Consider the following 25,710-nt stretch of genomic DNA (forward strand, 5'->3'; position numbering starts at 1 on the left):
CCGGCCGAGGATATGCCCGATGAAGAACGACCAGCGCAGGATCCCCATCCACACCGAACGCATGATGAACGACCTCGACACGATGCGCGGCTTCGGGGCCTGCGGCACCGGCGTCGTGCGCCCGGCCTTCAGCGAGGTCGACATCCGCTCGCGCGGCTGGCTGGTCGAGCGGATGGAGGCCGCCGGCCTCGAGGTCCATGTCGACGAGATCGGCAACGTCTTCGGCCTCCCGCCCGGCGACGGCCCGTGCTTCCTCGTCGGCTCGCATTCCGACACGCAGCCGGAAGGCGGCTGGCTCGACGGCGTCTACGGCGTCGTCGCCGGCCTCGAGATCGCGCGCGCCAGCCTTGAGGCCGGCGGGCCGCGCATCGCCTGCGTGTCGTTCCAGGACGAGGAAGGCCGCTTCACGCCGTTGACCGGCAGCCGGGTGTGGACCGGCCGGCTGGCGCCGGAGACCGCCGACGCCCTCGCCGACAGCGCCGGTGTCACCCTTGCCGAGGCGCGGCGAAACCGGGACGGGTTGCCGCCGGCCTCTGCGGTCTCGCCCGACCGGTTCAGCGGCTTTCTCGAGATCCATATCGAGCAGGGGCCGGTGCTCGACATCGCCGGCGAGCGCATCGGCGTGGTCGAGAGCATCGTCGGCATCCGCAGCCAGCGCATGAGCTTCGTCGGCGAGCAGAATCACGCCGGCACCACGCCGATGGCGATGCGCCGCGACGCCTTCCAGGCGCTGGTCGCGTTCACGGCCGAGATCGGGCGGCGCTTCGCCGGCATGATCGGGCCGGCGACGGTGTGGACTATCGGCCAGGTGGCGCTGCACCCCAACGCCACCTCGATCGTGCCCGGCCGCGCCGATTTCTGGCTGCAATGGCGCGACGGCGACGACGCGCTCCTCGACCGGATGCGCGACGTGATCGACGCGACCGCCGGGGAGGTCGCGCGCGACCGCGGCCTGTCGTGGAGCAAGTCCGACTACTCGCAGATCGCCGCCACGCGCAGCGATCCGGCGCTGGTCGAGGCCCTCGCCGGCGCGGCAGAGCAGCTGGCCCCCGGCGCATGGAGGCGCATGCCCTCGGGCGCGCTGCACGACGCGGCCAACGCCTCGACGCGCATGCCGATGGCGATGCTGTTCCTGCCCTCCATCGGCGGCCGCAGCCACTGCTTCGACGAGGACACGCGCCGCGAGGACCTCGTCCTCGGCGCCGAGGTCCTCGCCGCCGCCATCGGGACCTTCCTCGCCCCGCCGGCGCGGTGATGGAGGAACGGGAGATCGCCCGGCCGGCCGCCGGGCTGCCCGATCATGTGCCGCTGCATCTCGACGAGGCCTTCCTCAGTCGGCCATCGTTCTTTCCACGAGCTGTTCCTTGTAGTGCCGCAGGACCGTCGGCAGGCTCACCATGACATGCTCGTGCATCGTTTGAGCCGCCGCATCGATCTGTCCCGCTTCCAGCTCTTCCGTTATCTGCTCGTGAAACCGCAGGGTCAGATTGTTCGACACGCGGCCGCGAAGCGCGTTGTGCCTGAGCGGCATCGCTATGGTGTTCAGGTGCAGAAGCGTGGACTTGAGCGGCAGGTTGCCCGAGCAATCCAGGATCGCCATGTGGAACGCGATGTTCTGGTTGAGATGCGACCAGGCGTCGTTGTTCTCGATCGCCTCGCGCATGGCCTCGTTGGATTGCTTGAGGCGGGCCACCACGGCGGACAGGTCGCCGACCGAACGCAGGTGCCTCACCGACATGGCCTCGAGCTCGGCCCGCAGCTCGTAAAGGTCGTGAATCTCGCGCGGGGTCATCTCCCTCACGCGAAAGCCGCGCCGCGGAAGGTGGACGACCAGACCTTGCATTTCGAGCAGCCGGAGCGCCTCGCGGATAGGGCTGCGGGACGACGAGAACCGCGCCTCGAGCTCCTGCTCTCCCAGTCTTTCACCCGGCTTGTAGGTGCCGTCCACGATGAGTTCGCGTATCTGCTCCATCATGTGGTACGGAAGGGTCGTTGGCAGGGTCATCCATCAACCTTTTTGCCTGCACGGGGTCCAGTCTGCCGAAGCACTTATCGTATAGCACCGGAGTCGAGAACCCGGCAAAAGGCAGAAAAGGATGTCTTGCGGACGCGGCTCAACGTCCTTTTGCGAAGAACGGCGGCAGATCGCTGGTGAACAGCGCATAATCCGCGCAGAACATGTCCGCATAGTGCAGGATGAATTCTTCGGGATGGACGCCCCTGAAAGGCGCGTTCGCCGCATGCGTCGACACGGCGGCCACGATGGCCTCGTCCGCGCCGAGCTCGGCCAGGAGAAGCGCCCCGAGGACGCCGTGCTGGATCCGGCCATGAACCTCCGACGCGACGATCTCAGTGCCCGTGCGGGTGTAAAGCAGCAGCTTGTCGATGTCGTGGAGAAGCAGGATGGCCAGAAGCCGGTCCATGTCCACCTTCATGCCCCACATCGCCTCCGCCCGGGCGGCAAGGACGAGACCGGCCTCCGCGACCTCGCCGACATGCTTGACCAGCGGATAGGTCGATCCGAGACAGAACGGCGCCTCGGCGAGCCGCGTGTGCGTGGAGGATTTCCACATCGTCGTCCATGCGACGCATACCAGCTCCCCGAGCGCTTCGGAAAGGTCGGCGATGCGGGGAAGAGCTTCGAGAAGCTCTTCCCTTTCGGCCGCGTCCGGCCGGGCGATGGCGTAGCTCTTCATACCGGGTCCTTACAGTCCGGGGATCAGTCCGGGCGCGAACAGCGGCACGTAGGTGACGACGACCAGCACCACGAACATGGCCACCAGATACCAGATCATATAGGGCACGGTATCGCGCATCTTCGTCTTTGTGATGCTGCACACAGCCATCAGCACGGTCGCCACCGGCGGCGTCTGCTGGCCGATCGCCAGGTTGACGCAGGTGACGATGCCGAAATGCACCGGGTCGATCCCGAACGTGGTCACGATCGGCATCAGGATCGGGATGATGACGATGATCGCCGCAGGCGCCTGCAGGAACATGCCGCAGATCAGGAGCAGCACGTTTATGAGCAGGAGCAGCATGGCTTGCGAGCTGGCCGCTTCGCCCAGCAGGGCCGCCAGCTTCTGCGGGATCAGCTCGTTGGCGAGGACCTGTCCCAGTATCGCCGACGCGGCGACGATGAGCAGGACCGCCCCGGTCTGGTGCGTGGTGGCGACGAGCAGCGGATAGAGCTTCCTCAGCGTCATCTCGCGCATGAAGAAACCGAACAGCAGCGCGACGACCACGCCGATGGCGGCCGCCTCGGTCGGGGTGAATATGCCGCCGATCAGCCCGCCGATGACGACGACCGGGATCAGCAACGGCACGAACGCGCGCCGGAACGCGGTCTTGAGCAGGGCGCGCGAAAAGGCCAGATCCCGCGGATGATCCTCCTTCACCGCGAAATAATGGTTGGTGACGATGAACACGAGGCCGAGCGCGATGCCGGGCGCGAACCCCGCCAGGAACAGGTCCCGAATGGAAGTGTTGGTGACGGCGCCGAACAGGACCATGGGGATGGAAGGCGGAATGATGATGCCGATGATCGCCGCGGAGGCGGTGACCGAGGCGGAAAAGGGCAGCGGATAGCCCGCGCGCGTCATCTGCGGCACGAACACCTTGCTGGTGACGGCCGCATCCGCGACGGCCGAGCCGCTCATTTCCGCCATCAGCATGGACGAGACGACATTCACATGCGCCAGCCCGCCGCGCATCCAGCCGACTGTCGCGCGGGCGAGGTCGATCAGCCGTTCCGCGATCGAGGTCGTGCTCATCACCTCGCCCATGAGGATGAAGAGAGGAACGGCCAGGATGACGAAGCTGGCGGAACCGCCGAACATGGTGATCGGAAGCGTCGGCATCGCGATGCCGGTCATGGCCATGAAGCCGGCCGCCGAGACCATCATGGCAAAGGCCACGGGCATGCCGATCGCGATCAGCGCGAACATGGACAGGACGAGGAGAGTGGCTGTCATGAGGAGGTTCCGGGCTCTTTTCCACGCAGCGCATTGAGGGCCAGCGCAAGAGACATCAAGGCGAAGGAGATCGGCATTGAGGCCAGGAAGAGGCCGCGCGGAATGTCCAGCGAGCTGATGCGGGCGCCGCCGATCATGCTGGTCACCTTCCAGGACTGCCAGGCGACGAAGGCACAGAAAACCGCGAGGAGCGCGGCCACCGCGCGTCCCAGCCAGTGCTGGGCGGTCGGGTTCAGCATCCCCACAATCATCGGGAAGTCGAGATGCAGCCCCTTGCGGAAGCAGGGATACCCGCCGAGGAAGGTGATCCACACCAGCAGATAGCTTCCCACCTCGTCGGTCCAGCCGAGGGAGCTGTTCAGGACGTAGCGGTACCACACCGCGGCAGTCAGGATGACCACCGTGCCGGCCAGGATGGCGGCCAGCACGGCGTCAACGATGGTGTCGACGAAATGAATCGCCCGGTTCATTCCAGGCCGGCCCTGATCGTATCGATCCAGTCGGTGCCGAACTGGCCGATATATTTGTCGTAGGCCGGGGCTGCCGCTTCCTGGAACTTGGCGAAGTCGACCTCGTTCACCTGGGCCGAGACGCGCATTTCCTCAAGGGCCTTGTTCTCTTCCGCCTCGGCGGCCTCGAACGTCGCCTGCGTGATCGACTGCCCGACCTCGATGAAGACGCGCTGCTGCTCCTCGGTCAGCTGGCTCCAGAACGCGTTCGAGGCGACGAGGAAGCTAGGGGCGTAGTTGTGAGAGGTCAGCGAAAGCTTGTTCGCGACCTGATAGAGCTTGGCCTCGTAGAAGCCGTAGATCGCGGCCTCGGCCCCGTCGACGACGCCCGTCTCCAGCGCGGTGTAGACTTCCGTCCAGTTGATCGGGGTCGGGTTGGCGCCGAGCATGCGGAACACGTCCTGACGCAGCTGCCCGCCGGGCAGCCGGATCTTCAGCCCCTTCATATCCGCCGGCTCCCTGATCTCGACCGGAGACAGGACGTGGCGGAAGCCGTTCTCATAGACGCCCAGCACCTTGACCTGGGTGGCGGCCTCGGCGGTCTCGATGATCTCGTCGCGGAAATCCCCGTCGATCACCTTCTGGACGTGCGCGCGGTCGGAGAACAGCCAGGGCAGGTCGAACACGCCGAGCTTCGGATGCGCCTCGACGACCGGCGTGACGATGTTGGCGAGCTCGAGGGAGCCGAGCTGGAGCAGCTCCAGCGTCGTCTGCTCGTTCCCGAGCTGACCGAACGGAAAGAAGCGGAACTCGAACTGGCCCGGCAGCGCTTCCTCGATCGCCTTGACGAAGAGCTGCGACTGCTGCGCCTGCGGCGAGATTTCCGATGTGACGTAGGCGACGCGGACGACCTTCTGGGCCTGGGCCGGCGCCGCCCATGCGACGACGGCGAGGCCGGCAACCGCCAGCGCACCGGCGCGGATAACCTTCATCATGCGTATGTCTCCCATTGCAGTGTTTACGATTTAATCGACAAAATTTTGCCGAGTGAAGGACGCTTGTCAAGCGCCATTGATCGGATCGAACGGACGAACGCACAAGGGGCATATTGCGGATGCGATTAATTTCATATGCCTATATGATTGAAAAATATTGATAATTTTCCTTCTAAAAATCGCCGCCTTACGCATGTTGCCCGGCGATAAAGCACGGCGTACCGCTAAATTCAGCCCCTTGCGCTGTTGACACTCAGACGCTGTTTTGTATTTTGTATCGAAAAATTTGAGAGTGCCATGCGAAGCAAGCTTTTCGTTCCCGGCTCGCGCCCGGAACTGTTCTCGAAGGCGTTGGCGTCGGACGCCGATGCGGTATCGTTCGATCTTGAGGACTCCGTCGTCGAGGAGCGGAAAGAAGCGGCCCGGGCCAGCGTCGCCCGGCTCCTCGCACAGCAGCCGGGGGATGGCGGCAAGGCGCTTGTCGTGCGCATCAACGGCCTGGATAGCCCTCATTTCGCGGCGGACCTGCACGCCCTGGCCCCGCTGCCGAACATCATTCTCAACCTGCCGAAGATCGATTCGGCCGAACAGCTCAAGGCGGCGCTGGCCCGGGCGCCGCGCCGCGAGGACGGTCAGCCGCATCGGGTGCTCGCCAACATCGAGAGCCCCGCGGGCCTGCGCAATGCGGCGGCCATCGCCGCCGTCGACGGCGTCATGGGTCTCCAGATCGGTTTCGGCGACCTGTTCATAACGCTGGGCGCCAGGCACATGCCGGAGCTTGTCCGGCATGTGCGCATCGCCGTCCGGCTCGCCGCGGCCGAGGCCTCGATCCCCTGCTTCGACGGGGCGTTCGTGAACGTGGCCGACGAAGCCGGCTTCGTCGCCGAGGCCGAGGCGGCCCGCGCGCTGGGCTTTTCCGGCAAGAGCTGCATTCATCCCCGCCAGATAGCGGCGGCCAATCGGGCCTTCCTGCCCACCGACGAGGAGCTCGCCGCGGCGCGCGCGATTGTCGAGGCAGCCGAGGCAAGGGCCGGCATCGGCGCCTTCATGTTGGACGGGCGGATGATCGACTTCCCCTTTATCGAGCAGGCCCGCCGCCAATTGAGGATGGCCACGGCCTATGCGCATTCAGAAGGCATGTGATTGAATGAAGACGACCCGGACTGACCATGTATCCGCCCATGCGGACCCACTGCCGGACCCACTGCCGGGCCCGCTGTCGGGCCTGAAGGTCGTCGACTGCGCGACGTTGTTCGCCGGCCCCCTGTGCGCCTCGATGCTGGGAGATTTCGGCGCGGACGTCATCAAGATCGAGCACCCGACCGGAGACCCGCTTCGCCGGATGGGCTACGAGAAGGACGGCCACGGCCTGTGGTGGAAGGTCGTCTCGCGCAACAAGAGGACGATCGCGCTGAATCTGAAGGAGCCGGAAGACAAGGAAATCTTCAAGGCGCTGATCTCGGAGGCCGACGTCCTGGTCGAGAACTTCCGCACCGGAACGCTCGAAAGCTGGGGACTGGGCTGGGAGGACCTCCAGGCGATCAATCCGAAGCTGGTCATGCTGCGGGTCACGGGCTTCGGCCAGACCGGCCCCTATGCCCGCCGGGCCGGATTCGGCACGCTCGCCGAGGCCATGAGCGGTTTCGCGCATGTGACCGGAGAGCCGGACGGCGCCCCCACCCTGCCGCCGTTCGGCCTGGCCGACGGCGTCGCCGCCTACTGGGGCACGTTCGCCGTGATGTTCGCGCTCTACGAGCGGGACGCCAAAGGCTCGGGCCTCGGGCAGTATATCGACCTCGCGATCTACGAGCCGCTGTTCTCGCTACTGGGCGCTCAGGCCACCGTTTTCGACCAGCTCGGCATCATCCAGAACCGCACGGGCAACCGCTCCGTGAACAACGCGCCGCGCAACGCCTATCGCACGCGCGAGGGACGCTGGGTCGCTCTGTCGGCCGCGGCGCCTTCCATCGTCCAGCGTGTCCTGACATTGACCGGCGGCAGCGAATGGGCGGCCGACCCGCGCTTCGCGACGACCGAGGGGCGGCTGGCCGCGGTCGACGAGATCGACGAGGTGATCGGCGGATGGATCGGCGAACGCAGCCTCGCCGAGGTGATCAGCGCGTTCGAGAAGGCCAATGCCGCCATCGCCCCAATCTACGATATCGAGCAGGCGATGAGCGACCCGCAGTTCATCGCGAGGCAGACGGTCACGCATATCGATGACGAGGATCTGGGACTCATGGCGATGCAGAACGTGTTTCCCCGCATGTCGCGGACGCCGGGCAGGATTCGCTGGGGCGGGCCGCGGGTCGACCAGCACCGCGCCGAGATTCTCGACGAGCTGAAGGCCGGCAAGCGGCAGGGCGCGGAGTCCGGACGATGAGGCCCTGGGACCGGTATCTGGACGACGAGGTGCGCGGCGTCATTGCCAAGGCAAGGTTCTCGCGCCGCATCGGGCTCGGGAAGAAGCCGTGCATCGTCGCGATCGACTGCCAGAAATACATGGTCGGCGAAGAGGGCGCGGACGAATTGTGGCCTTCCAGCTGCGGCGCCTTCGGCCGCGCGAATCTGGAGCGCGGCGCCCATCTCGTCAGGTCGGCCCAGCAGATGGGCATTCCGGTGTTCTTCACGCTGTTCGAGGTCGATCCGAACGGCGCCGACATCGGGGTCTACGGCCGCAAGCGCGACCTGCTCCGCTCCGACAAATGGTGCCTGGCAGGCACGGAAGGCGCCGAGCTGGCCGAAAGCTTCCGGCCGTCCGCGCGCGACATCGTCTTCGTCAAGAAGAAGCCTTCCGGCTTCCACGGCACGCCTCTGCTCGGCTACCTGATCGATCGGGCCATCGACACGGTGATCATCATCGGCGGCGCGACGTCGAATTGCGTCAGGGCGACCGTGTTCGACAGCGCGTCCTACAATTTCAGGACCATCGTCGCCGAGGATGCGGTGTTCGACCGGATACCCATCTCCCACGCCATCAGCCTGTTCGACATGGACCGTCAGTTTGCCGACGTCCTGCCCGTCGACGACATTCTCGACGCCCTCCGCAAGGATCATGCGGAGAGCGGGACGGTCGCGCGGCAAGCCTGACGGCGCCTTGCGGCAAGGCGGGAAAGGCAGGCTCAGGCGGCCAGGATCGCGTCTATCGCGTCTTCGAGTTGCTTGTCTGCGGCGGCCAGCCTGGTCTCGATGGCCTTGAGCGTTTCCTCGTCGTCGTGGCGGCGAACTTGTGCCCTTGCAATGTCCTCCTCGACACGCTCGGGGGCCGGACCGAGGCTATACGCGCCTGCTGCTCGCCTCTGTGCCAAAGCTCGGCACCGGCTGGCTCGGCGGGCTGGAGAACGACCCCGCCTTCTCGCGCGTCGGCCGGGCATCGCTGCTCGGCAACGGCTGACGGCCGGCGGGCCCGGCTACGGCAGCAGGCACCAGCGGCGGGGGCGTCTTTATCCGCCCGCGCCCGGCGCTGGCGGCTCTTCCGGTGCGGGGGCCGGCGACGGAATGTACCTCGTCGGCGTGGCAAAGGCGGTCGCGGCCGCTCGCCTTGGCCCGGTAGAGCGCGTCGTCGGCGCGCTTGAGGACATCGTCCATCGCCATGCCCGGATGCGCGGCGGCGCTGCCTATGCTGACCGTCATCGGGGCGAGCGCCCGGCCGGTATCGAGCGGGTTGTCCCTGACCGCCTGCATGATCGTCTCCGCCACGGTGGCCGCGGCTGCGTTTGCGCTCGCCGGCAGCAGGACGGCGAACTCCTCGCCGCCGAGCCGGCCGAGGCTGGCCCGCGGCGGCAGGACTGTCGAGGCGACCTCGACGAAATGCCGGAGCGCCTTGTCGCCGACGGCGTGGCCGTGGCGGTCGTTGAGCTGCTTGAAATGGTCGAGGTCGAGGAACAGCAGCGTCCCCGCGCCGCCGTCGCGGCCCTGCGCGAAATGGCGCGAGCAGGCGTCGATGAACGCGCGCCGCGACAGCGCGCCGGTCAGGTCGTCATAGGCCAGCGCCCGCTCCAGCCTCGCGACGGTCCGTCCCTGAACGAGCAGGATCGCCGACAGGTAGACCAGCGGGAACACGAGGATGCGGATGGACGAGACGGCGAGGTTCCACGCCGTCGGGTCGGCGAAGTAGCTCGAGCCGTCGATGCCCGACGCGATCGTCACGAACCTCGCCAGGAAGAAGGCCGAGACCGTGGAGGCCGAGACGATCGCGAACACGACGAACGCGGCCGGCGCGTCGGCGTTTCCCCGGCCGCGCCAGATCGTGCGGGCGATGGCGGCGAAGATGACGGAGGCCGTCCCGGCGCCGATGACGCTGGTGACGCCGCCCTGGATAAGTGCGAAGGCGACGTGGAAAACGGTGAACGCCGCGACGACGGCCGCGATGGTGAGCGGGCGCAGCGCCGGCATCGACAGGAACTGCCGGAAGCTCGACAGCAAAAGCAGGCAGGCGAGAATGACCAGCGGCGATTCCGGCAGGCCGATCAGGTTGGGCGGCAGGACCAGCTTTCCGGCGGCGCCGAGCCCGATGGCGAACGAGCCCAGCATGGCCGAGGCGGCGAAGCTCGACAGGCCCGCCACCCGCGACGCGCGCAGGCAAAGGAAGATGATCGCCATGATGGCGATGGCGATGGCCGAGGCGATGAGGATGAAAGTCACGTGATATGCCGCCCTGCGCTCGCCCCCGATCCGCCGCACCGAAACCCATGCCCTAGGGATAGGCGATCTTCCTCAACGTCAGGTTAGGCGGTCGAGGAAAATCTTAGCGATCGGCGCGCGGCCCTGTGGATATTCACTCCAGCTCGACGGCGATGTCCTCGACAGCCGGCGCCTTGCCGATCAGCCCGCGCCCGGCCATGAAGGCGCCGAAGCGGGCGTAGCGGGCGCGGTCGAGGGCGAAGGGCCGCTTGGCGAAGCGCGGCAGCGTGTCGGTCCAGGCCTGACGGTTGAGCGCGTTGTCGAGGTCGGGATAGGCGCGCACGAACAGCGCCCAGCTCTCCTGCGGATGGTTGGTCAGGTGCACCGCGCCCTGCTCGACCGCCTCGAGGAAGCGCTTGAGGCGCGCGTCGCCGGCGAGGTCGGGCCGGGTGACGAAGATCAGCTCGTCATAGGCCGGAACGCCGTTCTCCTCGGGAAAGAAGGCGCGGCCTTCATGGCCTTCGAGCCGGATCTGGGTCAGCTCGAAATTGCGGAAGCCGCCGATGGTGGCGTCGACCTGCCCGGAGATCAGCGAGGCGGTCAGCGCGAAATTGACGTTGACCAGCTCGACGCTCTTCGGGTCGACGCCGGCCGTTTCCAGCATCTGCCCGAGCATCGCGTCCTCGAAGCCAGAGACGGAGAAGCCGATGCGCTTGCCGGCGAGGTCGCCGATCTCCTTGATCGGGCCGTCGGCGAGGACGGTCAGCGTGTTGAGCGGCGTCTCGACCAGCGTGCCGAACCGGACGAGCGGCACGCCGGCCGCGTGGTCGAGATAAAGGTTCGGCTGGTAGTGGATGCCGATATCGGCCTGGCCGGAGGCGACGGCGCGCGGCACGATCGACGGGTCGGACGGCGGCAGCAGCTCGACCTCGAGCCCGGCCTTCTCGAACAGGCCGAGCTCGCGCGCCACCACCAGCGGCGCGTGGTCGGGATTGACGAACCATTCGAGCAGGACGGTGAGCCTGTCGGCGGCTTGCGCCGCGCCGCCCATGGCGAGGCCGAGGAGAAGGGCGAGGGCCGTCTTGCGTATCATCTTCGGTTTCCTTTTGTCGGGTTGGTGAAGGGGGATCATCGTTCCTGCGCCCAGGGCGTGAGGCGCGGCGCCAGCGCGTCGACCGCCCGGCGCAGGGCGAGCGTCAGCACGGCGAGGATCGCCATCGCCGCGAACACCGTGTCGGTCTGCATGCGGGCATTGGCCTGGATCATGACGAAGCCGAGCCCCGCCGAGGCGCCGACCCATTCGCCGACCACCGCGCCGAGCGGCGCCAGCGGCGCGGCGACGCGCAGGCCGGAGATCAGCGCCGGCAGCGCCAGCGGCGCGCGCACGTGGACGAGCGCCTGCCAGCGGCTCGCCGATGTCAGCGCCGTCGCGTCGAGGATCTCGGGGTCGATGCGGCGCAGGCCGTCGGCGAAGGCCGAGGCGACCGGAAAGAAGATGATGAGCGTCGTCATCACCACCTTCGAGGCCATGCCGAAGCCGAACCACAGGACGAGGACGGGCGCGAGGACGAAGACGGGAAAGGCCTGCAATACCAGCACCAGCGGCCAGACCATGCGGCCGAACCGCGGCAGCGCCGCGACGGCGAGCGCGGTCGCGATGCCGAGCAGCGTCCCCGCCGCGAAGCCGGCGGCGATCTCGCCCGTCGTCACCAGCGTGTGGTCGAGGAGGTGGCGCCACTGGCGCGGGAAAACCGCGATGACGTCGAGGGGCGCGGGCAGGATGTAGCGCGGCGGCGCGACCAGCCACACGATGGCCTGCCACGCCGCGACCAGCGTCAGCATCGTCCGCACCGCCCCCGACAAGGCGCGCATCGCTTTTCTCCTACCGGCGGGAAGCGGGTGGCTCGGGCAGGGATAGAAGAAGCATGGGCGATCTCCCGACTTTCATCACGGAGATCCGGTTGAGCGAAGAAGAGGAAATCGGCCTTGGCCCTTGTTCCGTTCCTACGCCGGCATGATCCGGATCAGGTTCAAGGGTCCGGCTCACCGCCGTCTCAGCGCCGTTCGGCGCTCCCCTCGGAATGGATCATCTCTAGAGCGCCGGCCGCCGCGCCGTCAAGCCTTTCGATCGAAGGCGGTGCGGCGCGGAACGCTATTGCGCCGGATCGCCGGTGTCGCCCTGCAATCCGGCCGCCTCGATGCCGTGGAGGGCGCAGATCTCGTCGTTCGGCGAGGTGTCGCCGCTGATGCCCACCGCGCCGACGATGCCGCCCGCCGCGTCGCGCACGAGCACGCCGCCCGGCACGGGCACCATGCGGCCCTGCGACATGTCGGACAGCGCGTTGAAGAAGTGCGGCAGGGCCTCGGCGCGGCGGGCGAGCTCGCGTCCGCCGAAGCCCATGCCGAGCGTGCCCCACGCCTTGCCGGTCGCGATCTGCGGCCGCAGGAGCGAGGAGCCGTCCTCGCGCATCATGCAGACGGTGACGCCGCCGGCATCGAGGACGACGACGGTCAGCGGCGCCAGCCCGAGTTCGCGGCCTTTCGCCAGGGACTGCGTGCAGATCGTCTGCGCCTGCGCCAGTGTCACGGTCATCGTCTTGCCCTTCCCTGTCGTCGTGTTCACACGCCCTGCGGCGCGACCGGCTCCCCGGCGAGGCCGCGCGCGTCGAAGATGCGCCTTATCGCCGCCGCGGCTTTCGCGTTCTCCAGGAACTCCGCGACAAGCGCCGACGCCTGCGGCCTGTCCTTCGGGACGGCGATGGAGATGCTGGTCTCCTGGAACGCGTCCTCCATGACGACGGAGCCGGGGAACCGCGGCTGAACGGCGCGCAGATAGTCCTCCGAAAGCGCGATCGCGTCCACCGCGCCGTGACCGAACCGGGCGACGGCCTCGTCGACGTCGCGCGCCTCGCTGGCGCGTTCGCCGCCGAAGGTGCGGATCGCGGCGCGCAGCGTCGTGGTGCCGGCGATGCCGACGAAGGCCATTCCGCGCGCCCGGTACTCGGCGATGGTGCGGCTCGCCGCGCTGCCCGCGATCAGGAACGTGCTGCGCAGCAGGTAATAGGCCGGGCCGAACGCGACCTTGGCGCGGCGTATGTCGTCCACCGGCATGAAGGCGACGTCGATCTCGCCGCGCGCCAGCGCGTCGGTGCATTCCCCCGAATTGGGAAAGACGCCGAAGTCGACGGCGAGGCCGAGCGTCCCGCCCAGCGCAAGGAAGATATCGGCGGTGACGCCGTGCGGCGCGCCGTCCTCGCCGACGGCGACGAAGAAGACGCCGGCTTCCGGCGCGCGTCGCCGGGTCGACCGTCATGCCCGGCCTCATCGACACCCATATCCATTTCGCGATGTGGGGAATGGACCTGATCGGGCATCAGGGCAGCAGCCTCGCCTATCTCGCGTCCGAGACGGTCTTCAACATGGACTACGTGCTGCGCGGCGGGTGCACGGCCGCCCGCGATCTCGGCGGACTGGACGCCGGCTTTCGCGACGCGGTCGCCCAGGGCCTCGTTTCGGGGCCGGAGATACAGACGAGCATCACGTTCCTGACGCCGACCAGCAGCGTCCTGGACCGCACCACCAGGCACGGCATCAAGTCGCCGCCGTTTCCGGGCACGCCCTATCCGGTCTGCGACGGCCCCGACGAGGTCCGCCAGCGCGTGCGCGAATGCGCCCGGGCCGGCGCCGACGTGATCAAGATCGGCTCGACCGGCGCGGTGAGCTCCGCCAAGTGCCCGCCCTGGAAGCCGGCTTTCAACCGCGCGGAGGTGGAGGCGGCCGTCGACGAGGCGCACGCGCTCGACCTGCCGATCGCCTGCCACGCGGTCTCCGGGCCGGGCGTCGGCGTCGCCATCGAAGCCGGCGTCGACACGCTGGAGCACGGCGCGGAGCTGACGCCGCGCCTCGCCGACATGCTTGCGGAGAAGGGCATCTGGTATATCCCCACCCTCGCCGCCTACAGGCTGCATGCGGAAAACGGCCCCGACTGGAAAAAGGAACGCGCGCGGCAGGTGGAGGCCCAGCACCGCGAAAGCGTGAAGATGGTGCTGAAGGCCGGCGCGCCGATCGCGATGGGCTCGGACGCGGGCGGCTACGGCCTCGACTTCGCGCTCGAGCTGCAGATGCTGGTCGAGGCCGGCCTGACGCCGCATCAGGCGCTGGTCTCCGGAACCGGGGATGCGGCGCGCTGCATCAACATCGCCGACCGCACCGGCACGTTGAGGAAGGGCATGCAGGCCGACATTCTCGTCGTCGACGGCAACCCGTTCGACGATGTCGGCATCCTGCGCCGGCGCGAAAGGCTCGGGCTCGTCATGAAGGCGGGCAGGGCCGTCTGCGGCCGTCTGGCAGGGTCCATTTCTGAAAAGGGCGGCGCGGGCGGTGCGCGCACCGGCGACCTCGGCCGCCGCTTCTTCAGCTGACGAACGCATGAGGCATGACGCGATGGCTCTCTCGAAGGAAGAACTCAAGCAGCGGGTCTGCGCCGAGATAGACAGGCGGGCGGACGAGATCGTGGCGCTCAGTTCCGGCATCCTCGCAGACCCCGAAACCGGCTTCTTCGAGGAGCGCACGTCGAGGATCGTGCAGGAGAAGTTCCGCGACATGGGCCTCGCCTTCGAAAGCGGTCTGGCGCGCACCGGCGTCAAGGCCAGGATGCGCGGCGGCTCCGACGGGCCGACCGTCGGGATCCTCGGCGAGCTCGATGCGATCCTCACGCCCGACAGCCCGGTGGCAAACCCGGCGACGGGCGCCGCGCATGGCTGCGGCCACAACGCCCAGATCGCGTCGATGATCGGCGCGGGCATCGGCTTGCAGACGGTCATGGAGCATCTCGACGGCGACGTCGTGCTGTTCGCCGTGCCGGCGGAGGAATGCATCCAGATCGAGGAGCGCCTGGAACTGCGCAAGGCCGGCGCGCTGGAATTCGTCATCGGCAAGCCGGAACTCGTCCGCATCGGCGCGTTCGACGACATCGACATGGTCACCATCACGCACACGCCGCACGGGCTGGACGACAGCCATGCGAGCGTCGGCGACACGCACAACGGAGCGCTCGTCAAGCGCATCCGGTTCAGGGGCGTCGCCGCTCACGCGGGCAGCTTCGCCCACAAGGGCGTCAACGCCCTGAAAGCGGCGCTCCTGTCGATCTCGGCCATCGACGCCCAGCGCGAACGCTTCGCGGAGAGCGATCTCGTCCGCATCAGCCCCGTCATCACCAAGGGCGGCGACGGCACCAGCTCGGTGCCTTCGGATGTGCGGATCGAGACGATGGTGCGCGCGCGCACGGTCGAGGCGATGCGCGAGGCGAGCCAACTCGTCGATCGCTGCATGAGGGCGGGCGCGCTGGCGATCGGCGCAGCCGTCGAGATCGAGACCGTCTCCGGCTACATGCCCAACAACCCCGACAAGCGCCTGATCGAGCTGCAATATCAGAACTGCGCGCAGGTCGTCGGCAGCGCGCGCATGGGCGTGGCCCGCCACCAGACGGGTTCCACCGATGTCGGGGACCTGAGCATGCTGATGCCGGTCGTGCATCCGCGCAGCGGCGGCACGGTGGGCGCGCCGCACAGCCGCGACTATTACGTGCGCGACCATGTGCTCGCCGCGGTCAACCCCGCGAAATCGATGGCGATGCTTGCGATCGACCTTTTGTATGACGGCGCCGCCGAGGGCCGGTCCGTCCTGCGCGGCGCGCAGCCGAAGCTGACGAAGGAGGAATACCTCGCGCTTCGTCGCGGGTTCGACGCCGGCGAGGTCTTCGACGGAACGGCGAATCTTGGCTGACGGGGGCACCGGCATGATCGCGGAACAGTTCGCGGGGTCGGCCTTCATCGTCACGGGCGCGGCGTCCGGCATCGGCAAGGCGGTCGCGACCGCGCTTGTCGATCGCGGCGCGGCCGTGCTCGCCGTGGACGCGTCCGGGGACGGGCTGGAGCGCTTGTGCCGATCGTCCCTCGCCCGGGAACGCATCGTGCCTGTCGAGCTCGATCTCGCGGACCCGGATACGTACCGGAAGCTCGGATCGGCCGTCGACGATTTCCACGCGGCCAGGCTCGCCGGCGCGGTCAACTGCGCCGCCATCGTCGGCGTTTCAGGCGTCATGGCACAGGACATCCCGTCCTGGGACCGGCTTTTCGCGATCAACCTCCGCGCGCCCATGCTGATCACGCAGCTCGTCGCGCAGCGATCGTCGCCACGCGCGCCGGCCAGCATCGTCCACATCTCCTCCACCGCCGCCAGGATCGCGCGCGCCGGCCTCGCCGCCTACGCGTCGTCCAAGGCCGCCCTCGAGCAACTCACGAGGGTTCAGGCGATCGAGCTCGCGGCGCAGGGCGTCAGGGTGAACGCGATCCGCGTCGGGCTGGTCGACACCGAAGGCGTGCGCGCCGCCCTGAAGGACGACGAGAGCGAAAGAGCGCATCGACGCAAGATCGGGCGCATCCCGATGAAGCGGACCGGCCTGCCCGCGGAGGTGGCGGAGCTGGCATGTTTTCTGCTGGGGCCCGCAAGCAGCTTCTGCACGGGATCGGTATATCCGATAGACGGCGGCTATTCCGCCGGGATAGCGGAACAGGAGTGCGGCTGAAGCCCGTTCTTCAGCGGCATATCGCTCCGACGCAGGAGAGGATGTACTGCCGTGATCTGGCGAGCTGCTCCACGGTGACGAACTCGTCCGGCTTGTGAGCCTGCGCGATATCGCCGGGGCCGCAGACGATCACGGGTATGTTCATCGCCTGGGTGAAACAGCCCGCTTCCGTCCCGAACGAGAGCTTCACGTCGGCGTTCTTGCCGCCGCAGCGCTTCGCCAGCAGAACGGCCGGGTCGTCCGCCGGCATGCGGAAGGCCGGATAGGAATAGACGTCGGCCACCGTCACGCCGCACCCGGCGCCGCGCGCCGCCATCTCCTCGTTCAGCCTGCTTGCCGGCCCGAAGACGAACCGCTCGGCCAGCGCGTCCGCATCCTCTCCCGGAAGGTAGCGGATCTCCATGTCGACGACGCAAAGGTCGGGCACGATATTGACCTGCGTGCCGCCGTTCATCACCCCGACATGCACGGTCGTGTGGGGCACGTCGAACCCGTCCTGAAACGGCCCCGCCGTCGCGAAGCCCGCCGCTTCCTCCGTCACGGCGGACACGAACCGGGCGGCATAGGCCACGGCGTTGACGACGGTCGGCGCGCGGCTCGAATGGGCGGCCTCGCCGGTGAAGGCGAGGCGATAGGTGCGGTTGCCCTTGTGCGCCAGGCCGACCTCCATGCCGGTCGGCTCGCCAACGATGCACAGGTCGGGGTCGATGCCGCGTTCCTTCAGGTGGTCGATGAGGCCGTGAACGCCGAGGCACCCCAGCTCCTCGTCGTAGGAAAGGCAGAAATAGACCGGCTTCGCGAGCGGGAGCCGGACGAGCTCGGGCACGCATGCCAGCGCGCCGGCGATGAACCCCTTCATGTCGGCGGCGCCGCGCCCGTAGAGCCTGTCGCCGACGCGCGTCAGGCTGAAGGGGTCCGTATCCCACGTCTGGCCCTCGACCGGAACGACATCCGTATGCCCCGACAGGATCAGTCCGCCCGGCGCGTCCGGGCCGATCCGCGCGACGAGGTTGGCCTTGTCGCCGTCCGGGGAGGCAAGGCGCCGGGTCTCGGCCCCGTGGCCGGCCAGATATGCCTCGATGTAATCGATGATATCGAGATTGGATCGGTCGCTCACGGACGGGCAGGCGACGAGATCCGAGAGGATCCGGATGTCGTTTTCCAGATTCATGGACTGTTTTCCGATGCTTGTTGCGGTCAGAACGCGATGTGGGCCCTGCCGTCCTCGATGCGGATCGCGGTGCCGTAGCGTGCCGAGAGCCGGGCCACGCGCTCCAGGATGGCCTTCGAGACCGCCGGGTCCCTGGCGATGACGGGAAGGCCGTCCGGTTGGCATTCCGTGGGAACCAGCGTAATGCGGCGGACGCCGTCGCGGCCGATGTCGAACTCCGCGACGACGGACCACGGGTCGATGTCCTCGAAGATTTCGAGCTGCCGCGGCGTCGCGTTGATCCTGTCCTGCTGGGCGATGTTGTTGCCGAGGCTGTAGATGACGGGCTTGCCGTCGATCGTCTCGATGGCCGTCGGGCTGTGCCCGTGATTGCCGAGGATCATGTCCGCGCCGGCGCGGACGATCTGCTGCGCCAGGGGACGCTGATAGGTCGCGAGTGGCGTCCCGCGGCCGTAGCCCCAATGCATGCTGACGATGGCCACATCCGTCTCCGCCTTCAGCCGGTACACGGCCTCGACCAGCCGCTCCACGTCCTCCGGCTCGGCGAAGCTCTCCATCTTGATGGGCGCGCCGGGCTCGATCATCATGCCGATCGGGTCCAGCGCCGCGAGCTGGCGGACGCGCACGGCGGCGATGCCCGGCCGGTCGTCGAGCACCGCGTAATAGGGCGGCACGAGGCACGACGCGGCGAGGATGCCGACGCGGACGCCGCCGACGTCGCGGATCATCGGCCGCCACGCCTCCTCGGGCGTGCGCCCGCCGCCGACCGGCGTGACGCCCCCGGCCGACAGGTTGTCGAGCGTGTCGAGGAACGCGTCCGGGCCGTAGTCCCACGTATGGTTGGTGGCGACCGTCATCACGTTGAACCCCGCCTTGCCGAGGTCCTGCCCCACCCTCGGCGGCACGAGATAGGCTATGGTGGAATCGGTGCGGAACCCGCGCGTCGAGAACTGCACCTCGCAGGAGCCCCAGACGAGATCGCCGCCGCGCAGGAAGGCCATCAGCTCGTCGAAGCCGGGCGAACTGACCGCGCCCTCGCCGAAGAGCGGGTGCCTGATGACGATGTCGCCGGCGGCCGTGAGAAGAAATCTGTCTGACATGATCGGTCGATCCTGCGGGGCTATCTAGAGAAACACGCGCGTCATCCCGGGGAACAGGATAAGCAGGGCAAGCATGGCGAACATCGCCAGCACGAAGGGCAGCGCGCCGACGATGACGTCGCCGATGCCGCCGCTCGTGCGGATGCCCTGGACCACGTAGAGGTTGATGCCGATGGGCGGCGTGATCATCGCCAGCTCGACGAGGATCATCATCATCACGCCGAACCAGACCGGGTCGAAGCCGGCCATGAAGACGATCGGCGCGACGATCGGGATGGTCGCGATCATCATGGACAGGGTTTCCATGAAGCAGCCGAGGACCACGTAGAACGCGATCACCGCCAGCAGGGTCCATAGCGGCGACAGGCCGAGATTGGACATGAGCGCGTTGATCGAGCCCGACAGGCCGACGCCCGACAGCACGAAGTTGAGGAAATAGGCGAAGACGATGATCAGCATGATCATGCCGGTCGTGCGCATCGTGTTCTCGAACGCGCTGAGCATCACCTGCACGCCGAGCTTCCGGCGGAAGGCGGCGAGGGCCAGCACCGCGAGCACCCCGAGCGCGGCCGATTCGGTCGGCGTGGCGATGCCCGCATAGATCGAGCCGATGATGACGACGCAGATGATCAGCGGCGGCACGAGATTCTTCAGCGAGGCCATGCGCTCGCCCCAGGTCGCGGTGATCCTTACCTCGGTGTCGTTGAACACGCTGCTCTGGACGAGGATCGTCAGCGCGAAGATGGCGGCCATCACCAGCCCCGGCACGATCGCCGCGAGATAGAGCTGCGGGATCGACGAATTGGTCAGCACCCCGTAGATGATCATGTTGATCGACGGGGGCAGCAGGATTCCGAGCGTGCCGCCCGCGGCGATCGAGCCGAGGAAGAGCCGCTCGTTGTAGCCGTATTTCTTCTGCTGCGGGATCGCCAGCGTGCCGATGGTGGCGGCCGTCGCGACGCTCGATCCCGATGTCGCGGAAAACAGCGTGCACGAGGCGATGTTCGCGTGCATCAGGCCGCCCGGCAGCCATGAGACCCATTTGCTGAGCGCCGTGTACATCTCCTCCGCGATGCCGGTGCGCAGGAATATCTCGCCCAGAAGGATGTAGAGCGGAATCGCCAGCAGCGTGTATTCGGTGAACGCGCCCCAGCTCACCTCGCCGAGCGCGCGCCAAAGCGGCATGTCGGTGAAGACGAAGTTCAGCGTAAGGGCGAGAACGCCCATGACGGCCGCGACCGGGATGGCCAGGAAAACGAGGACCATCAGCGCGACGAATGTAAAGGCGATCATCTTCCCCTCTTGGATTGTTGTCGGCTTCTCAAGTCTTTGCTTCGTCTATTTCGTCCTCGATCTCTTCATCCATGCTCTTGACGCCCGAGAGGGCGGTTATCTGCCTGACATTGTTCGCGATGAAGAGGCGGACGATGCTGACCAGCAGGTAGAGCTGGACGAGGGCGAAGAAGCCCAGCCCCGCTGTCCACAGCGTCTGCGGCACCCACAGGGTCACGCCGAGCGGGGTGTTCGAGCGCGCCCCGATCTCATACGAGGTGAGCGTGGTCTCGAGCGCCTGCTGGAAAAGCAGGCCCGTGACCGCCAGCAGGCAGGCGAGCGACAGGATGTCGAGCGCCGCGCGCCAGCGCGGGCCGAGTTTCCCGTAGATCAGGTCGATGCGGATATGCGCCCTGCTCAGCAGGGTGAACGCGAGCGACCACGCGACGCCGATGGCGAATATGTAGGACGAGATCTCGTCCACCCCGCCGAAGGAGTAGTGGAAGAAGTTGCGCATCAGGACTTCGCTGCCCACGAGAACCGCGGAAAGAAGCAGCAGCGCGCCGGTGATCCAGACGGAGCCGCGCGAAATGGCGTGAATGAGCGACAGCATGTTCAACCCTCGACGGGAGCGGGTGGAGGCAGGCGGCGGGAGCGCCGCCCGCCCTCGCGGCATCCTGCTTGGCTTCCTACTTGGCTTCGATGCCGATCAGCGAGCCGACCGTCTGGTTCCAGTCGGCGATGCAGGCCTCGCCGCAACGCTCGGCGAAGCGCGGCAGCACCACCTCGGCGACATATTGCGCCCGCAGCGCGCTGTCGGCTTCGGCCAGCGGCACGAGGGTCATCGAGCCCGGCTTTCCGAAGGTGCACGCGCCGCCGGTGGCGCAGTTGAGCCCTTCCGTCGTGCGGGCGTCGCCGGCCGACCAGATATCGTCCTCGAGCTTGGCGAATTCCTCGGTCAGCAACGTCTGGAGCGAAGGATCGAGCTTCTCCCAGCGCTTGGCGTTGACCGCGTACATGAACGGGCTCCAGCCGACGGTGAGCGGATAAAGATGGGTCGTGACCTCATGCCAGCCGGCGCTGTTGCCGGAGAAGGTTCCGGTGACGGCGCAGTCGATCACGCCGAGCTGAAGCGAGGTCACGACCTCGCCGAACGGCATGGTGACGGTGACGCCGCCCGCGGCCTCGACGAAGTCGGCGACGGTGCGGTTGCCGGTCCGGACCTTCTTGCCGCGCAGGTCCGCGAGGCTGGCGATCGGGCTGTTGCACCAGAACACCTGGGCCTCGGCCGGATACAGCATCAGCAGCCTGATGCCGTATTTCTCCATGTACAGCTTGGAAAGGGTGGCCTTGTAGGCGTCGGACACCTTCCGCGCGGTCTCGATGTCGAGCGCGATGCCGGCAAGGTCCGGGCCTTCGTTCTGCGGGTCGTCGCCCGCGACATAGCCGAGGGCGGACGTGCCGAAATCGATCACGCCCGTGCGCATCAGGCGAAACACCTCGGGACCTTTCAGGCCCTTTTCGTTGAGGCTGGCGATGGTGGCCGTGACGTTGCCTCCGGTGATCGACGGCAGGCGCTCCGTCCAGAACGGAACCTCGATCTCCTGATAAATGCCGGCGGTGGCCCAGCCGCCCTGAACGTTGAGGTTGGTCTTGGGATAGTCCTGCGCGGATGCCGTTCCGCTGGCCAGGAGCGCGACCGAGATCGCGGCGAGGCAGGCTTTGGTCGTTTTCAGCATGATGTTCCCCTTTTTTCGGTTTTTCGATGCGTCGTTTCGGGAGGCGATTAACGGGAAGGCGGCGCGAAACGCTCGCGCCAATGGTTGGCGATCGACAGCCGCGTCGCCAGCCACACGCCCGAACGGGCCCGGACGTGGTCGAGAAAGCGCCGCAGGGCGATGGCCCGGCCCGGGCGGCCCGCGAGGCGGCAGTGAAGCCCGACCGACATCATCTTCGGCGCGCCGCGAAGGCCTTCCTCGTAGAGCTGGTCGAACGTGTCGCGCAGATAGGAGAAGAACTGGTCGCCGGCGTTGAAGCCCTGCGCGGTCGCGAAGCGCATGTCGTTCGCGTCGAGCGTATAGGGGACGATGAGGTGGTCGCGGTCGCGATGCCGGACCCAGTAGGGAAGATCGTCGGCATAGGAATCGGACGAATAGACGAAGCCCCCGTCGGCGATCACGAGGTCCAGCGTCTGCTCGGACACGCGCCCCGTATACCAGCCGAGCGGCCGCGCCCCGGTCATCTGCGTCTGGATGCGGATCGCCTCGCGCATGTGGTGAAGCTCGTCCTCGCGGGTGAAATCGCGATAGTCGAGCCACCGCAGCCCGTGGCTCGCGATCTCCCAGCCCGCGGCCTGCACGGCGGCGACGGCCTTGGGATTGCGCTGCATCGCCTCGGCGACGCCATAGACCTTGACCGGCACCTCATAGGCGGTGAGAATGTCGCGCAGGCGCCAGAACCCCGCGCGCGAGCCGTACTCGTAGATGGATTCGCTATTGAGGTTGCGCTTGCCCGGCCAGCTTTCCGCGCCGATGACCTCGGACAGGAAAGCCTCGGAGCCGTCGTCGCCGGACAGGATCGAGCGCTCCCCGCCCTCCTCGTAGTTCATGACGAAGGAAACGCATATCCTGGCGTCCGCGGGCCATGCGGGGTCGACGGGAGCGCCGGCATATCCTGCGAAATCTCGTTGCAACGGCGCTCTCCGTGACGACAATGGTGACTGGATTAAAAAATCATTTTCATAATGGGATTATATTGTAAAGTGATTTTTATCGCACGATGGAGGGAACGATGACGGATACCGCGAGAAAACCCCTGTCGCTGCTCATCCAGGATCATGCCGCGAGCCTGTCGCCGACGGACCGCCAGCTCGCGGACCTGATCCTCGGCTTTCCGGGCGAGATCGCCAGCTACTCGGCCGTCGAGCTGGCGAAGATGGCCGGCACGTCGAATGCGGCGGTCAGCCGTTTCGTGCAGCGGCTGGGTTTTCGCAGCTACGAGGACATGAAGCGGCATGCCCGCGACATGCGCAGCGAAGGGTTTCCGACCTACCTGCTCGAGAAGAACCAGACGGATACGGCAGGGCAGATCGCGCGTCATGTCCATGTCAGCCACCAGAACATCGCCGAGACGTTCGGGGCCCTGGACCCCGCCGAGCTAGGCGCGGCGACGGCGGCCATCTCGACTGCGGGAAAGGTCGTCTTCGCCGGCATGCGGAACGGCCACTTTCTGGCGAAGTATCTGCGTTGGCAGGTCAGCGAGGTGTGCCCCAACACCGTGCTCCTGCCGAGCGACGGCGAAACGATCGCCGAGACGCTGGCCGGCCTGACGAAGGACGACGTGATCGTCGTCTTCGCGATACGGCGTCTCGTGCCGATCGTGCGCGCCATGATCGGCCTGCTGCCGTCGCTGCCGGCGAAAACACTGTTCATCACCGATCAGCACTACCGCGAGCGGTACAAGCCGACCTGGATGCTGCGCTGCATCACCCAGAGCCCCGCGCCGCTGGACAACCACACCGCCGTGCTGCTGCTCTGCCACATCCTGGCCGACGAGGTCTTCCGCTACCGCGGGGATATGGGACGCAACCGTCTCAGGGACATCGAGGACATGCACCACGTTCTCGGCGAAATGTAGTCCCGGCCCCATGAGCGGCCGGCCGCTTCGTCTTGTCGGCGCGCTTGCAGGCAGGGCCGCGATCCCCGAGCGTCAGAACTCCCGGTCGGGACCGGGACCGGCCTCGTCCGGCCCGTCCTCGCCGTCCTCCTGCCCCGCAACCGGAATGCCCGTCCGGGCGGCGCCTTTCCGGTCGAGGAGACCGGCATCCTCCAGCGCCTCGAGGTCGGGCAGGTCCCTGAGCGTATCGAGCCCGAAATGCTCGAGGAACCGCCGGGTCGTCACATAGGTAAAGGGCGCGCCGGGCTGGGGAGACCGCGGACCCGACGCGATGAAGTCGAGCTCGCGCAGCCGGGCGATCACCTCGCGGCCGACCTCGCGGCCAACGATGTCCGCGAGGCCCCGGCGGGTGACCGGCTGGTGATAGGCGACCGAAGCCAGAACCAGCATTTCGCCCTCGGTGATATGCGGAGCGCTGGGCGTCCCGCCGAGCGCGGCCTGCAGGACCTCGCCGTGACGAAGCCGGGTCCGGAACTGCCAGCCGCCGGCGACCGCGACGATCTCGTAGGGGCGGCCGGCAAGCTCGTTGCCGATGTCCTCGACGAGAAGGTCGATGCTGCAATCCTTGCCCACGACGCGCACCAGCAGCTCGCGCGTCACCGGCTCGGGCGAGGCGAAGACCACGGCCTCGACGCGCGCCATCCATTCCCGCCAGCGCAGCTCGGGCGGCAGGCCGTCAAGCTCGGTGTCCACCAGGCCGTGCCGGTCGCGCGAGGGCCGGGTCACGGTCACAACCCGAAGATCCTGAAGCTGTCGCGGCCCGAGAGCTCGCGGACGGCCCCGAGCTGCACGAGCCGATCGAACAGCCGGCGGCTCGCCCAGCGCGACAGCGATCCGGTCGTCAGCGTTCCGGGCACCGCGTCGTCCTCGAGCAGCAGGCGCACCACCTCCCCGGCCCCCTTCGCGCGCAGCTTCGGCGCCGCCGCCTCCAGCCGCCGCGCCTGAAGCGCCATCCCGGCCGCCAGCGTGCAGGCTTCCGCCGCGCCGGCCGCCGCCGCGATCAGGCAGGCGCGCTCGAACCCCTTCCCTCCCGGCCGCGCCCGCAAGCGCTCGTATCCGAAGCGCAGCAGCGGCGAGTGGATCTGGGTCGCCAGCACCGGCGCCGGGAACGGCCAGCGCATGCGCCGGGCGAGCGCGAGATCGGCCATCCACCAGGCCAGCGGTTCCGCGCGCGGCTCGACCCGGACCACGGCATCCGCAATCCGCGCCGCCGCCAGCGGGGGCGGTGCCGCAGCGCCGTCTTCGACAAGAGCGACGACCGCATCGCCGTCGACGGCCGTGCCGAGACCGGACAGACGCGCCACGGCGGCGATCGTTTCGGCGTCCGGAACGCTCGATCGCCCGGCGAGGCGCCGCCAGGCGGCAAGCACATTTCCGGCGGGTCCCGGATCGTCGCCCGGCTGGCGCAGCAACCAGGCGTCGCGCAGGTCGGATTCGGCTTCGCGCCGCCCGATCAGCTGGACGACGGCCGCCGCCGCCTTCAACGCCAGCCGGTGTCGCCATGCGCCGAGCCAGGGCGCATCCGAACGCATGAGATTGTCGAGCGAATTCAAGGCGCCGCCCGCCATCCAGGCCGCCTCGACATCGCTGTCGGCAGGCGCCCGTGGCATCGCCCAGATGGGCACCGCAGGCACCGCGCTCGGGTGGACGGCGGGAGAATCGAAGCGCTCGTTCATGCCGCCAGCATAACCGTGCTGTGCGCTTTTCACCAATAATTTCGTGATTATCCGCACATCTTGTAGAGAGATAATAATGAACGATAATCTTGCATTATCGTTCATTATGCTCTTTATAGAGGAAATGGCCTCTCTCGTCGATCAGAACGCCGGATCTGGCCTTCGCCACGGCCCTGCTCGACCACAGAG

Annotated in this window: 25 protein-coding genes, 1 pseudogene and 1 riboswitch; of the genes and pseudogenes, 8 read left to right on the forward strand and 18 right to left on the reverse strand. The window is 67.5% G+C overall.

The genetic code is table 11. From position 1 onward, the window contains the following. The first annotated feature begins 19 nt into the window (after positions 1 to 19). Positions 20 to 1,255: a M20 family metallo-hydrolase gene (locus tag M9945_RS20905; RefSeq protein WP_367946082.1), complete on the forward strand. Its 1,236-nt coding sequence runs from the start codon at positions 20 to 22 to the stop codon at positions 1,253 to 1,255. 75 nt (positions 1,256 to 1,330) lie between these two features. Here the strand turns inward: M9945_RS20905 and M9945_RS20910 are convergent, their stop codons facing one another. From M9945_RS20910 to M9945_RS20930, 5 genes are all read right to left on the reverse strand, one after another. After that, positions 1,331 to 2,005: a GntR family transcriptional regulator gene (locus tag M9945_RS20910; protein ID WP_367946083.1), complete on the reverse strand. Its 675-nt coding sequence runs from the start codon at positions 2,003 to 2,005 to the stop codon at positions 1,331 to 1,333. Positions 2,006 to 2,114: 109 nt separating this feature from the next. Continuing rightward, positions 2,115 to 2,696 (reverse strand): HD domain-containing protein, encoded by a 582-nt coding sequence (locus tag M9945_RS20915; RefSeq protein WP_367946084.1) that lies wholly within the window; start codon positions 2,694 to 2,696, stop codon positions 2,115 to 2,117. 9 nt (positions 2,697 to 2,705) lie between these two features. Beyond that, positions 2,706 to 3,974, reverse strand: a complete 1,269-nt coding sequence (locus M9945_RS20920) for a TRAP transporter large permease (protein ID WP_367928372.1) — start codon at positions 3,972 to 3,974, stop codon at positions 2,706 to 2,708. Continuing rightward, the gene (locus M9945_RS20925; RefSeq protein WP_367946085.1) at positions 3,971 to 4,444 is read right to left on the reverse strand and encodes a TRAP transporter small permease; all 474 of its coding nucleotides are present in this window, start codon (positions 4,442 to 4,444) and stop codon (positions 3,971 to 3,973) included. The genes M9945_RS20920 and M9945_RS20925 overlap by 4 nt, the downstream gene beginning before the upstream one ends. Beyond that, entirely contained in the window at positions 4,441 to 5,418 is a 978-nt protein-coding gene (locus M9945_RS20930; protein ID WP_367928374.1) for a TRAP transporter substrate-binding protein, read from the reverse strand. The genes M9945_RS20925 and M9945_RS20930 overlap by 4 nt, the downstream gene beginning before the upstream one ends. A gap of 297 nt (positions 5,419 to 5,715) precedes the next feature. Between M9945_RS20930 and M9945_RS20935 the strand changes: the two genes are divergently transcribed. Genes M9945_RS20935 through M9945_RS20945 form a run of 3 tightly spaced genes read left to right on the forward strand, consistent with a single transcriptional unit; the run spans position 5,716 to position 8,508 of the window. Then, a complete protein-coding gene (locus M9945_RS20935; RefSeq protein ID WP_367946086.1) occupies positions 5,716 to 6,561 on the forward strand; it encodes a CoA ester lyase in 846 nt (281 codons plus the stop codon). A 4-nt stretch (positions 6,562 to 6,565) separates the two neighbouring features. Then, a complete protein-coding gene (locus M9945_RS20940; protein ID WP_367928376.1) occupies positions 6,566 to 7,801 on the forward strand; it encodes a CaiB/BaiF CoA transferase family protein in 1,236 nt (411 codons plus the stop codon). Then, the gene (locus M9945_RS20945; protein ID WP_367946087.1) at positions 7,798 to 8,508 is read left to right on the forward strand and encodes a cysteine hydrolase family protein; all 711 of its coding nucleotides are present in this window, start codon (positions 7,798 to 7,800) and stop codon (positions 8,506 to 8,508) included. The genes M9945_RS20940 and M9945_RS20945 overlap by 4 nt, the downstream gene beginning before the upstream one ends. Positions 8,509 to 8,694: 186 nt before the next feature. On the opposite strand, the gene M9945_RS20950 is transcribed toward M9945_RS20945, so the two are convergent. From M9945_RS20950 to M9945_RS20970, 5 genes and pseudogenes are all read right to left on the reverse strand, one after another. Then, positions 8,695 to 10,062 carry a GGDEF domain-containing protein gene (locus M9945_RS20950; protein ID WP_367946088.1) on the reverse strand — a complete coding sequence of 456 codons (1,368 nt, stop codon included), beginning with the start codon at positions 10,060 to 10,062 and terminating at the stop codon, positions 8,695 to 8,697. A gap of 133 nt (positions 10,063 to 10,195) precedes the next feature. Beyond that, the gene (locus tag M9945_RS20955; RefSeq protein ID WP_367946141.1) at positions 10,196 to 11,131 is read right to left on the reverse strand and encodes an ABC transporter substrate-binding protein; all 936 of its coding nucleotides are present in this window, start codon (positions 11,129 to 11,131) and stop codon (positions 10,196 to 10,198) included. Positions 11,132 to 11,169: 38 nt separating this feature from the next. Then, positions 11,170 to 11,913: an ABC transporter permease gene (locus tag M9945_RS20960; RefSeq protein ID WP_367946089.1), complete on the reverse strand. Its 744-nt coding sequence runs from the start codon at positions 11,911 to 11,913 to the stop codon at positions 11,170 to 11,172. Between the two features lie 112 nt (positions 11,914 to 12,025). Beyond that, positions 12,026 to 12,128: riboswitch (TPP riboswitch) on the reverse strand. A gap of 65 nt (positions 12,129 to 12,193) precedes the next feature. Then, positions 12,194 to 12,634 carry a heme-binding protein gene (locus tag M9945_RS20965; protein WP_367946090.1) on the reverse strand — a complete coding sequence of 147 codons (441 nt, stop codon included), beginning with the start codon at positions 12,632 to 12,634 and terminating at the stop codon, positions 12,194 to 12,196. Positions 12,635 to 12,660: 26 nt separating this feature from the next. Then, positions 12,661 to 13,293 (reverse strand): annotated as a pseudogene (locus M9945_RS20970) (transporter substrate-binding domain-containing protein); the annotation flags it as partial. Positions 13,294 to 13,352: 59 nt separating this feature from the next. Between M9945_RS20970 and M9945_RS20975 the strand changes: the two are divergent. Genes M9945_RS20975 through M9945_RS20985 form a run of 3 tightly spaced genes read left to right on the forward strand, consistent with a single transcriptional unit; the run spans position 13,353 to position 16,627 of the window. Next, positions 13,353 to 14,462 (forward strand): amidohydrolase family protein, encoded by a 1,110-nt coding sequence (locus M9945_RS20975; RefSeq protein ID WP_367946091.1) that lies wholly within the window; start codon positions 13,353 to 13,355, stop codon positions 14,460 to 14,462. Between the two features lie 22 nt (positions 14,463 to 14,484). Continuing rightward, positions 14,485 to 15,825, forward strand: coding sequence for an amidohydrolase (locus tag M9945_RS20980; protein ID WP_367946092.1), 1,341 nt, complete (start codon positions 14,485 to 14,487; stop codon positions 15,823 to 15,825). Next, positions 15,818 to 16,627: an SDR family NAD(P)-dependent oxidoreductase gene (locus M9945_RS20985; protein WP_367946093.1), complete on the forward strand. Its 810-nt coding sequence runs from the start codon at positions 15,818 to 15,820 to the stop codon at positions 16,625 to 16,627. Before M9945_RS20980 ends, M9945_RS20985 begins: the two co-directional genes overlap by 8 nt. Positions 16,628 to 16,637: 10 nt before the next feature. On the opposite strand, the gene argE is transcribed toward M9945_RS20985, so the two are convergent. The 6 genes from argE to puuE form a co-directional block, all read right to left on the reverse strand. Then, on the reverse strand, positions 16,638 to 17,798 hold the full coding sequence (gene argE, locus M9945_RS20990; RefSeq protein WP_367946094.1) for an acetylornithine deacetylase: 1,161 nt from the start codon (positions 17,796 to 17,798) through the stop codon (positions 16,638 to 16,640). Between the two features lie 26 nt (positions 17,799 to 17,824). Continuing rightward, a complete protein-coding gene (locus M9945_RS20995; protein ID WP_367946095.1) occupies positions 17,825 to 18,898 on the reverse strand; it encodes a CapA family protein in 1,074 nt (357 codons plus the stop codon). A gap of 24 nt (positions 18,899 to 18,922) precedes the next feature. Beyond that, on the reverse strand, positions 18,923 to 20,191 hold the full coding sequence (locus M9945_RS21000) for a TRAP transporter large permease (RefSeq protein WP_367946096.1): 1,269 nt from the start codon (positions 20,189 to 20,191) through the stop codon (positions 18,923 to 18,925). Between the two features lie 28 nt (positions 20,192 to 20,219). Then, entirely contained in the window at positions 20,220 to 20,783 is a 564-nt protein-coding gene (locus M9945_RS21005; RefSeq protein ID WP_367946097.1) for a TRAP transporter small permease subunit, read from the reverse strand. Between the two features lie 76 nt (positions 20,784 to 20,859). Beyond that, a complete protein-coding gene (locus tag M9945_RS21010) occupies positions 20,860 to 21,909 on the reverse strand; it encodes a TRAP transporter substrate-binding protein (protein ID WP_367946098.1) in 1,050 nt (349 codons plus the stop codon). A 47-nt stretch (positions 21,910 to 21,956) separates the two neighbouring features. Then, a complete protein-coding gene (puuE, locus tag M9945_RS21015) occupies positions 21,957 to 22,883 on the reverse strand; it encodes an allantoinase PuuE (protein ID WP_367928398.1) in 927 nt (308 codons plus the stop codon). Positions 22,884 to 22,960: 77 nt separating this feature from the next. Here puuE and M9945_RS21020 point away from each other — a divergent pair, with 77 nt between their 5' ends. Further along, a complete protein-coding gene (locus tag M9945_RS21020) occupies positions 22,961 to 23,806 on the forward strand; it encodes a MurR/RpiR family transcriptional regulator (RefSeq protein ID WP_367946099.1) in 846 nt (281 codons plus the stop codon). A 72-nt stretch (positions 23,807 to 23,878) separates the two neighbouring features. On the opposite strand, the gene M9945_RS21025 is transcribed toward M9945_RS21020, so the two are convergent. Together M9945_RS21025 and M9945_RS21030 are read right to left on the reverse strand one after the other, a co-directional pair. After that, on the reverse strand, positions 23,879 to 24,487 hold the full coding sequence (locus tag M9945_RS21025) for an SMC-Scp complex subunit ScpB (protein ID WP_367946142.1): 609 nt from the start codon (positions 24,485 to 24,487) through the stop codon (positions 23,879 to 23,881). An 86-nt stretch (positions 24,488 to 24,573) separates the two neighbouring features. Beyond that, positions 24,574 to 25,626, reverse strand: coding sequence for a DUF1403 family protein (locus M9945_RS21030; RefSeq protein WP_367946100.1), 1,053 nt, complete (start codon positions 25,624 to 25,626; stop codon positions 24,574 to 24,576). Between the last annotated feature and the right edge of the window lie 84 nt (positions 25,627 to 25,710).

The sequence above is a fragment of the Aquamicrobium sp. genome, from assembly GCF_023954335.1.
Lineage (GTDB): Bacteria > Pseudomonadota > Alphaproteobacteria > Rhizobiales > Rhizobiaceae > Aerobium.

Excerpts from the sequence above, each read along its gene's own strand:
- M9945_RS20905 (WP_367946082.1), top strand. The coding sequence starts at position 20 with ATGAAGAACGACCAGCGCAGGATCCCCATCCACACCGAACGCATGATG.
- M9945_RS20910 (WP_367946083.1), bottom strand. The coding sequence starts at position 2,005 with ATGACCCTGCCAACGACCCTTCCGTACCACATGATGGAGCAGATACGC.
- M9945_RS20915 (WP_367946084.1), bottom strand. The coding sequence starts at position 2,696 with ATGAAGAGCTACGCCATCGCCCGGCCGGACGCGGCCGAAAGGGAAGAG.
- M9945_RS20920 (WP_367928372.1), bottom strand. The coding sequence starts at position 3,974 with ATGACAGCCACTCTCCTCGTCCTGTCCATGTTCGCGCTGATCGCGATC.
- M9945_RS20925 (WP_367946085.1), bottom strand. The coding sequence starts at position 4,444 with ATGAACCGGGCGATTCATTTCGTCGACACCATCGTTGACGCCGTGCTG.
- M9945_RS20930 (WP_367928374.1), bottom strand. The coding sequence starts at position 5,418 with ATGATGAAGGTTATCCGCGCCGGTGCGCTGGCGGTTGCCGGCCTCGCC.
- M9945_RS20935 (WP_367946086.1), top strand. The coding sequence starts at position 5,716 with ATGCGAAGCAAGCTTTTCGTTCCCGGCTCGCGCCCGGAACTGTTCTCG.
- M9945_RS20940 (WP_367928376.1), top strand. The coding sequence starts at position 6,566 with ATGAAGACGACCCGGACTGACCATGTATCCGCCCATGCGGACCCACTG.
- M9945_RS20945 (WP_367946087.1), top strand. The coding sequence starts at position 7,798 with ATGAGGCCCTGGGACCGGTATCTGGACGACGAGGTGCGCGGCGTCATT.
- M9945_RS20960 (WP_367946089.1), bottom strand. The coding sequence starts at position 11,913 with ATGCGCGCCTTGTCGGGGGCGGTGCGGACGATGCTGACGCTGGTCGCG.
- M9945_RS20965 (WP_367946090.1), bottom strand. The coding sequence starts at position 12,634 with ATGACCGTGACACTGGCGCAGGCGCAGACGATCTGCACGCAGTCCCTG.
- M9945_RS20975 (WP_367946091.1), top strand. The coding sequence starts at position 13,353 with ATGCCCGGCCTCATCGACACCCATATCCATTTCGCGATGTGGGGAATG.
- M9945_RS20980 (WP_367946092.1), top strand. The coding sequence starts at position 14,485 with ATGGCTCTCTCGAAGGAAGAACTCAAGCAGCGGGTCTGCGCCGAGATA.
- argE (WP_367946094.1), bottom strand. The coding sequence starts at position 17,798 with ATGAATCTGGAAAACGACATCCGGATCCTCTCGGATCTCGTCGCCTGC.
- M9945_RS20995 (WP_367946095.1), bottom strand. The coding sequence starts at position 18,898 with ATGTCAGACAGATTTCTTCTCACGGCCGCCGGCGACATCGTCATCAGG.
- M9945_RS21000 (WP_367946096.1), bottom strand. The coding sequence starts at position 20,191 with ATGATCGCCTTTACATTCGTCGCGCTGATGGTCCTCGTTTTCCTGGCC.
- M9945_RS21005 (WP_367946097.1), bottom strand. The coding sequence starts at position 20,783 with ATGCTGTCGCTCATTCACGCCATTTCGCGCGGCTCCGTCTGGATCACC.
- M9945_RS21010 (WP_367946098.1), bottom strand. The coding sequence starts at position 21,909 with ATGCTGAAAACGACCAAAGCCTGCCTCGCCGCGATCTCGGTCGCGCTC.
- M9945_RS21020 (WP_367946099.1), top strand. The coding sequence starts at position 22,961 with ATGACGGATACCGCGAGAAAACCCCTGTCGCTGCTCATCCAGGATCAT.
- M9945_RS21025 (WP_367946142.1), bottom strand. The coding sequence starts at position 24,487 with ATGGCGCGCGTCGAGGCCGTGGTCTTCGCCTCGCCCGAGCCGGTGACG.
- M9945_RS21030 (WP_367946100.1), bottom strand. The coding sequence starts at position 25,626 with ATGAACGATAATGCAAGATTATCGTTCATTATTATCTCTCTACAAGAT.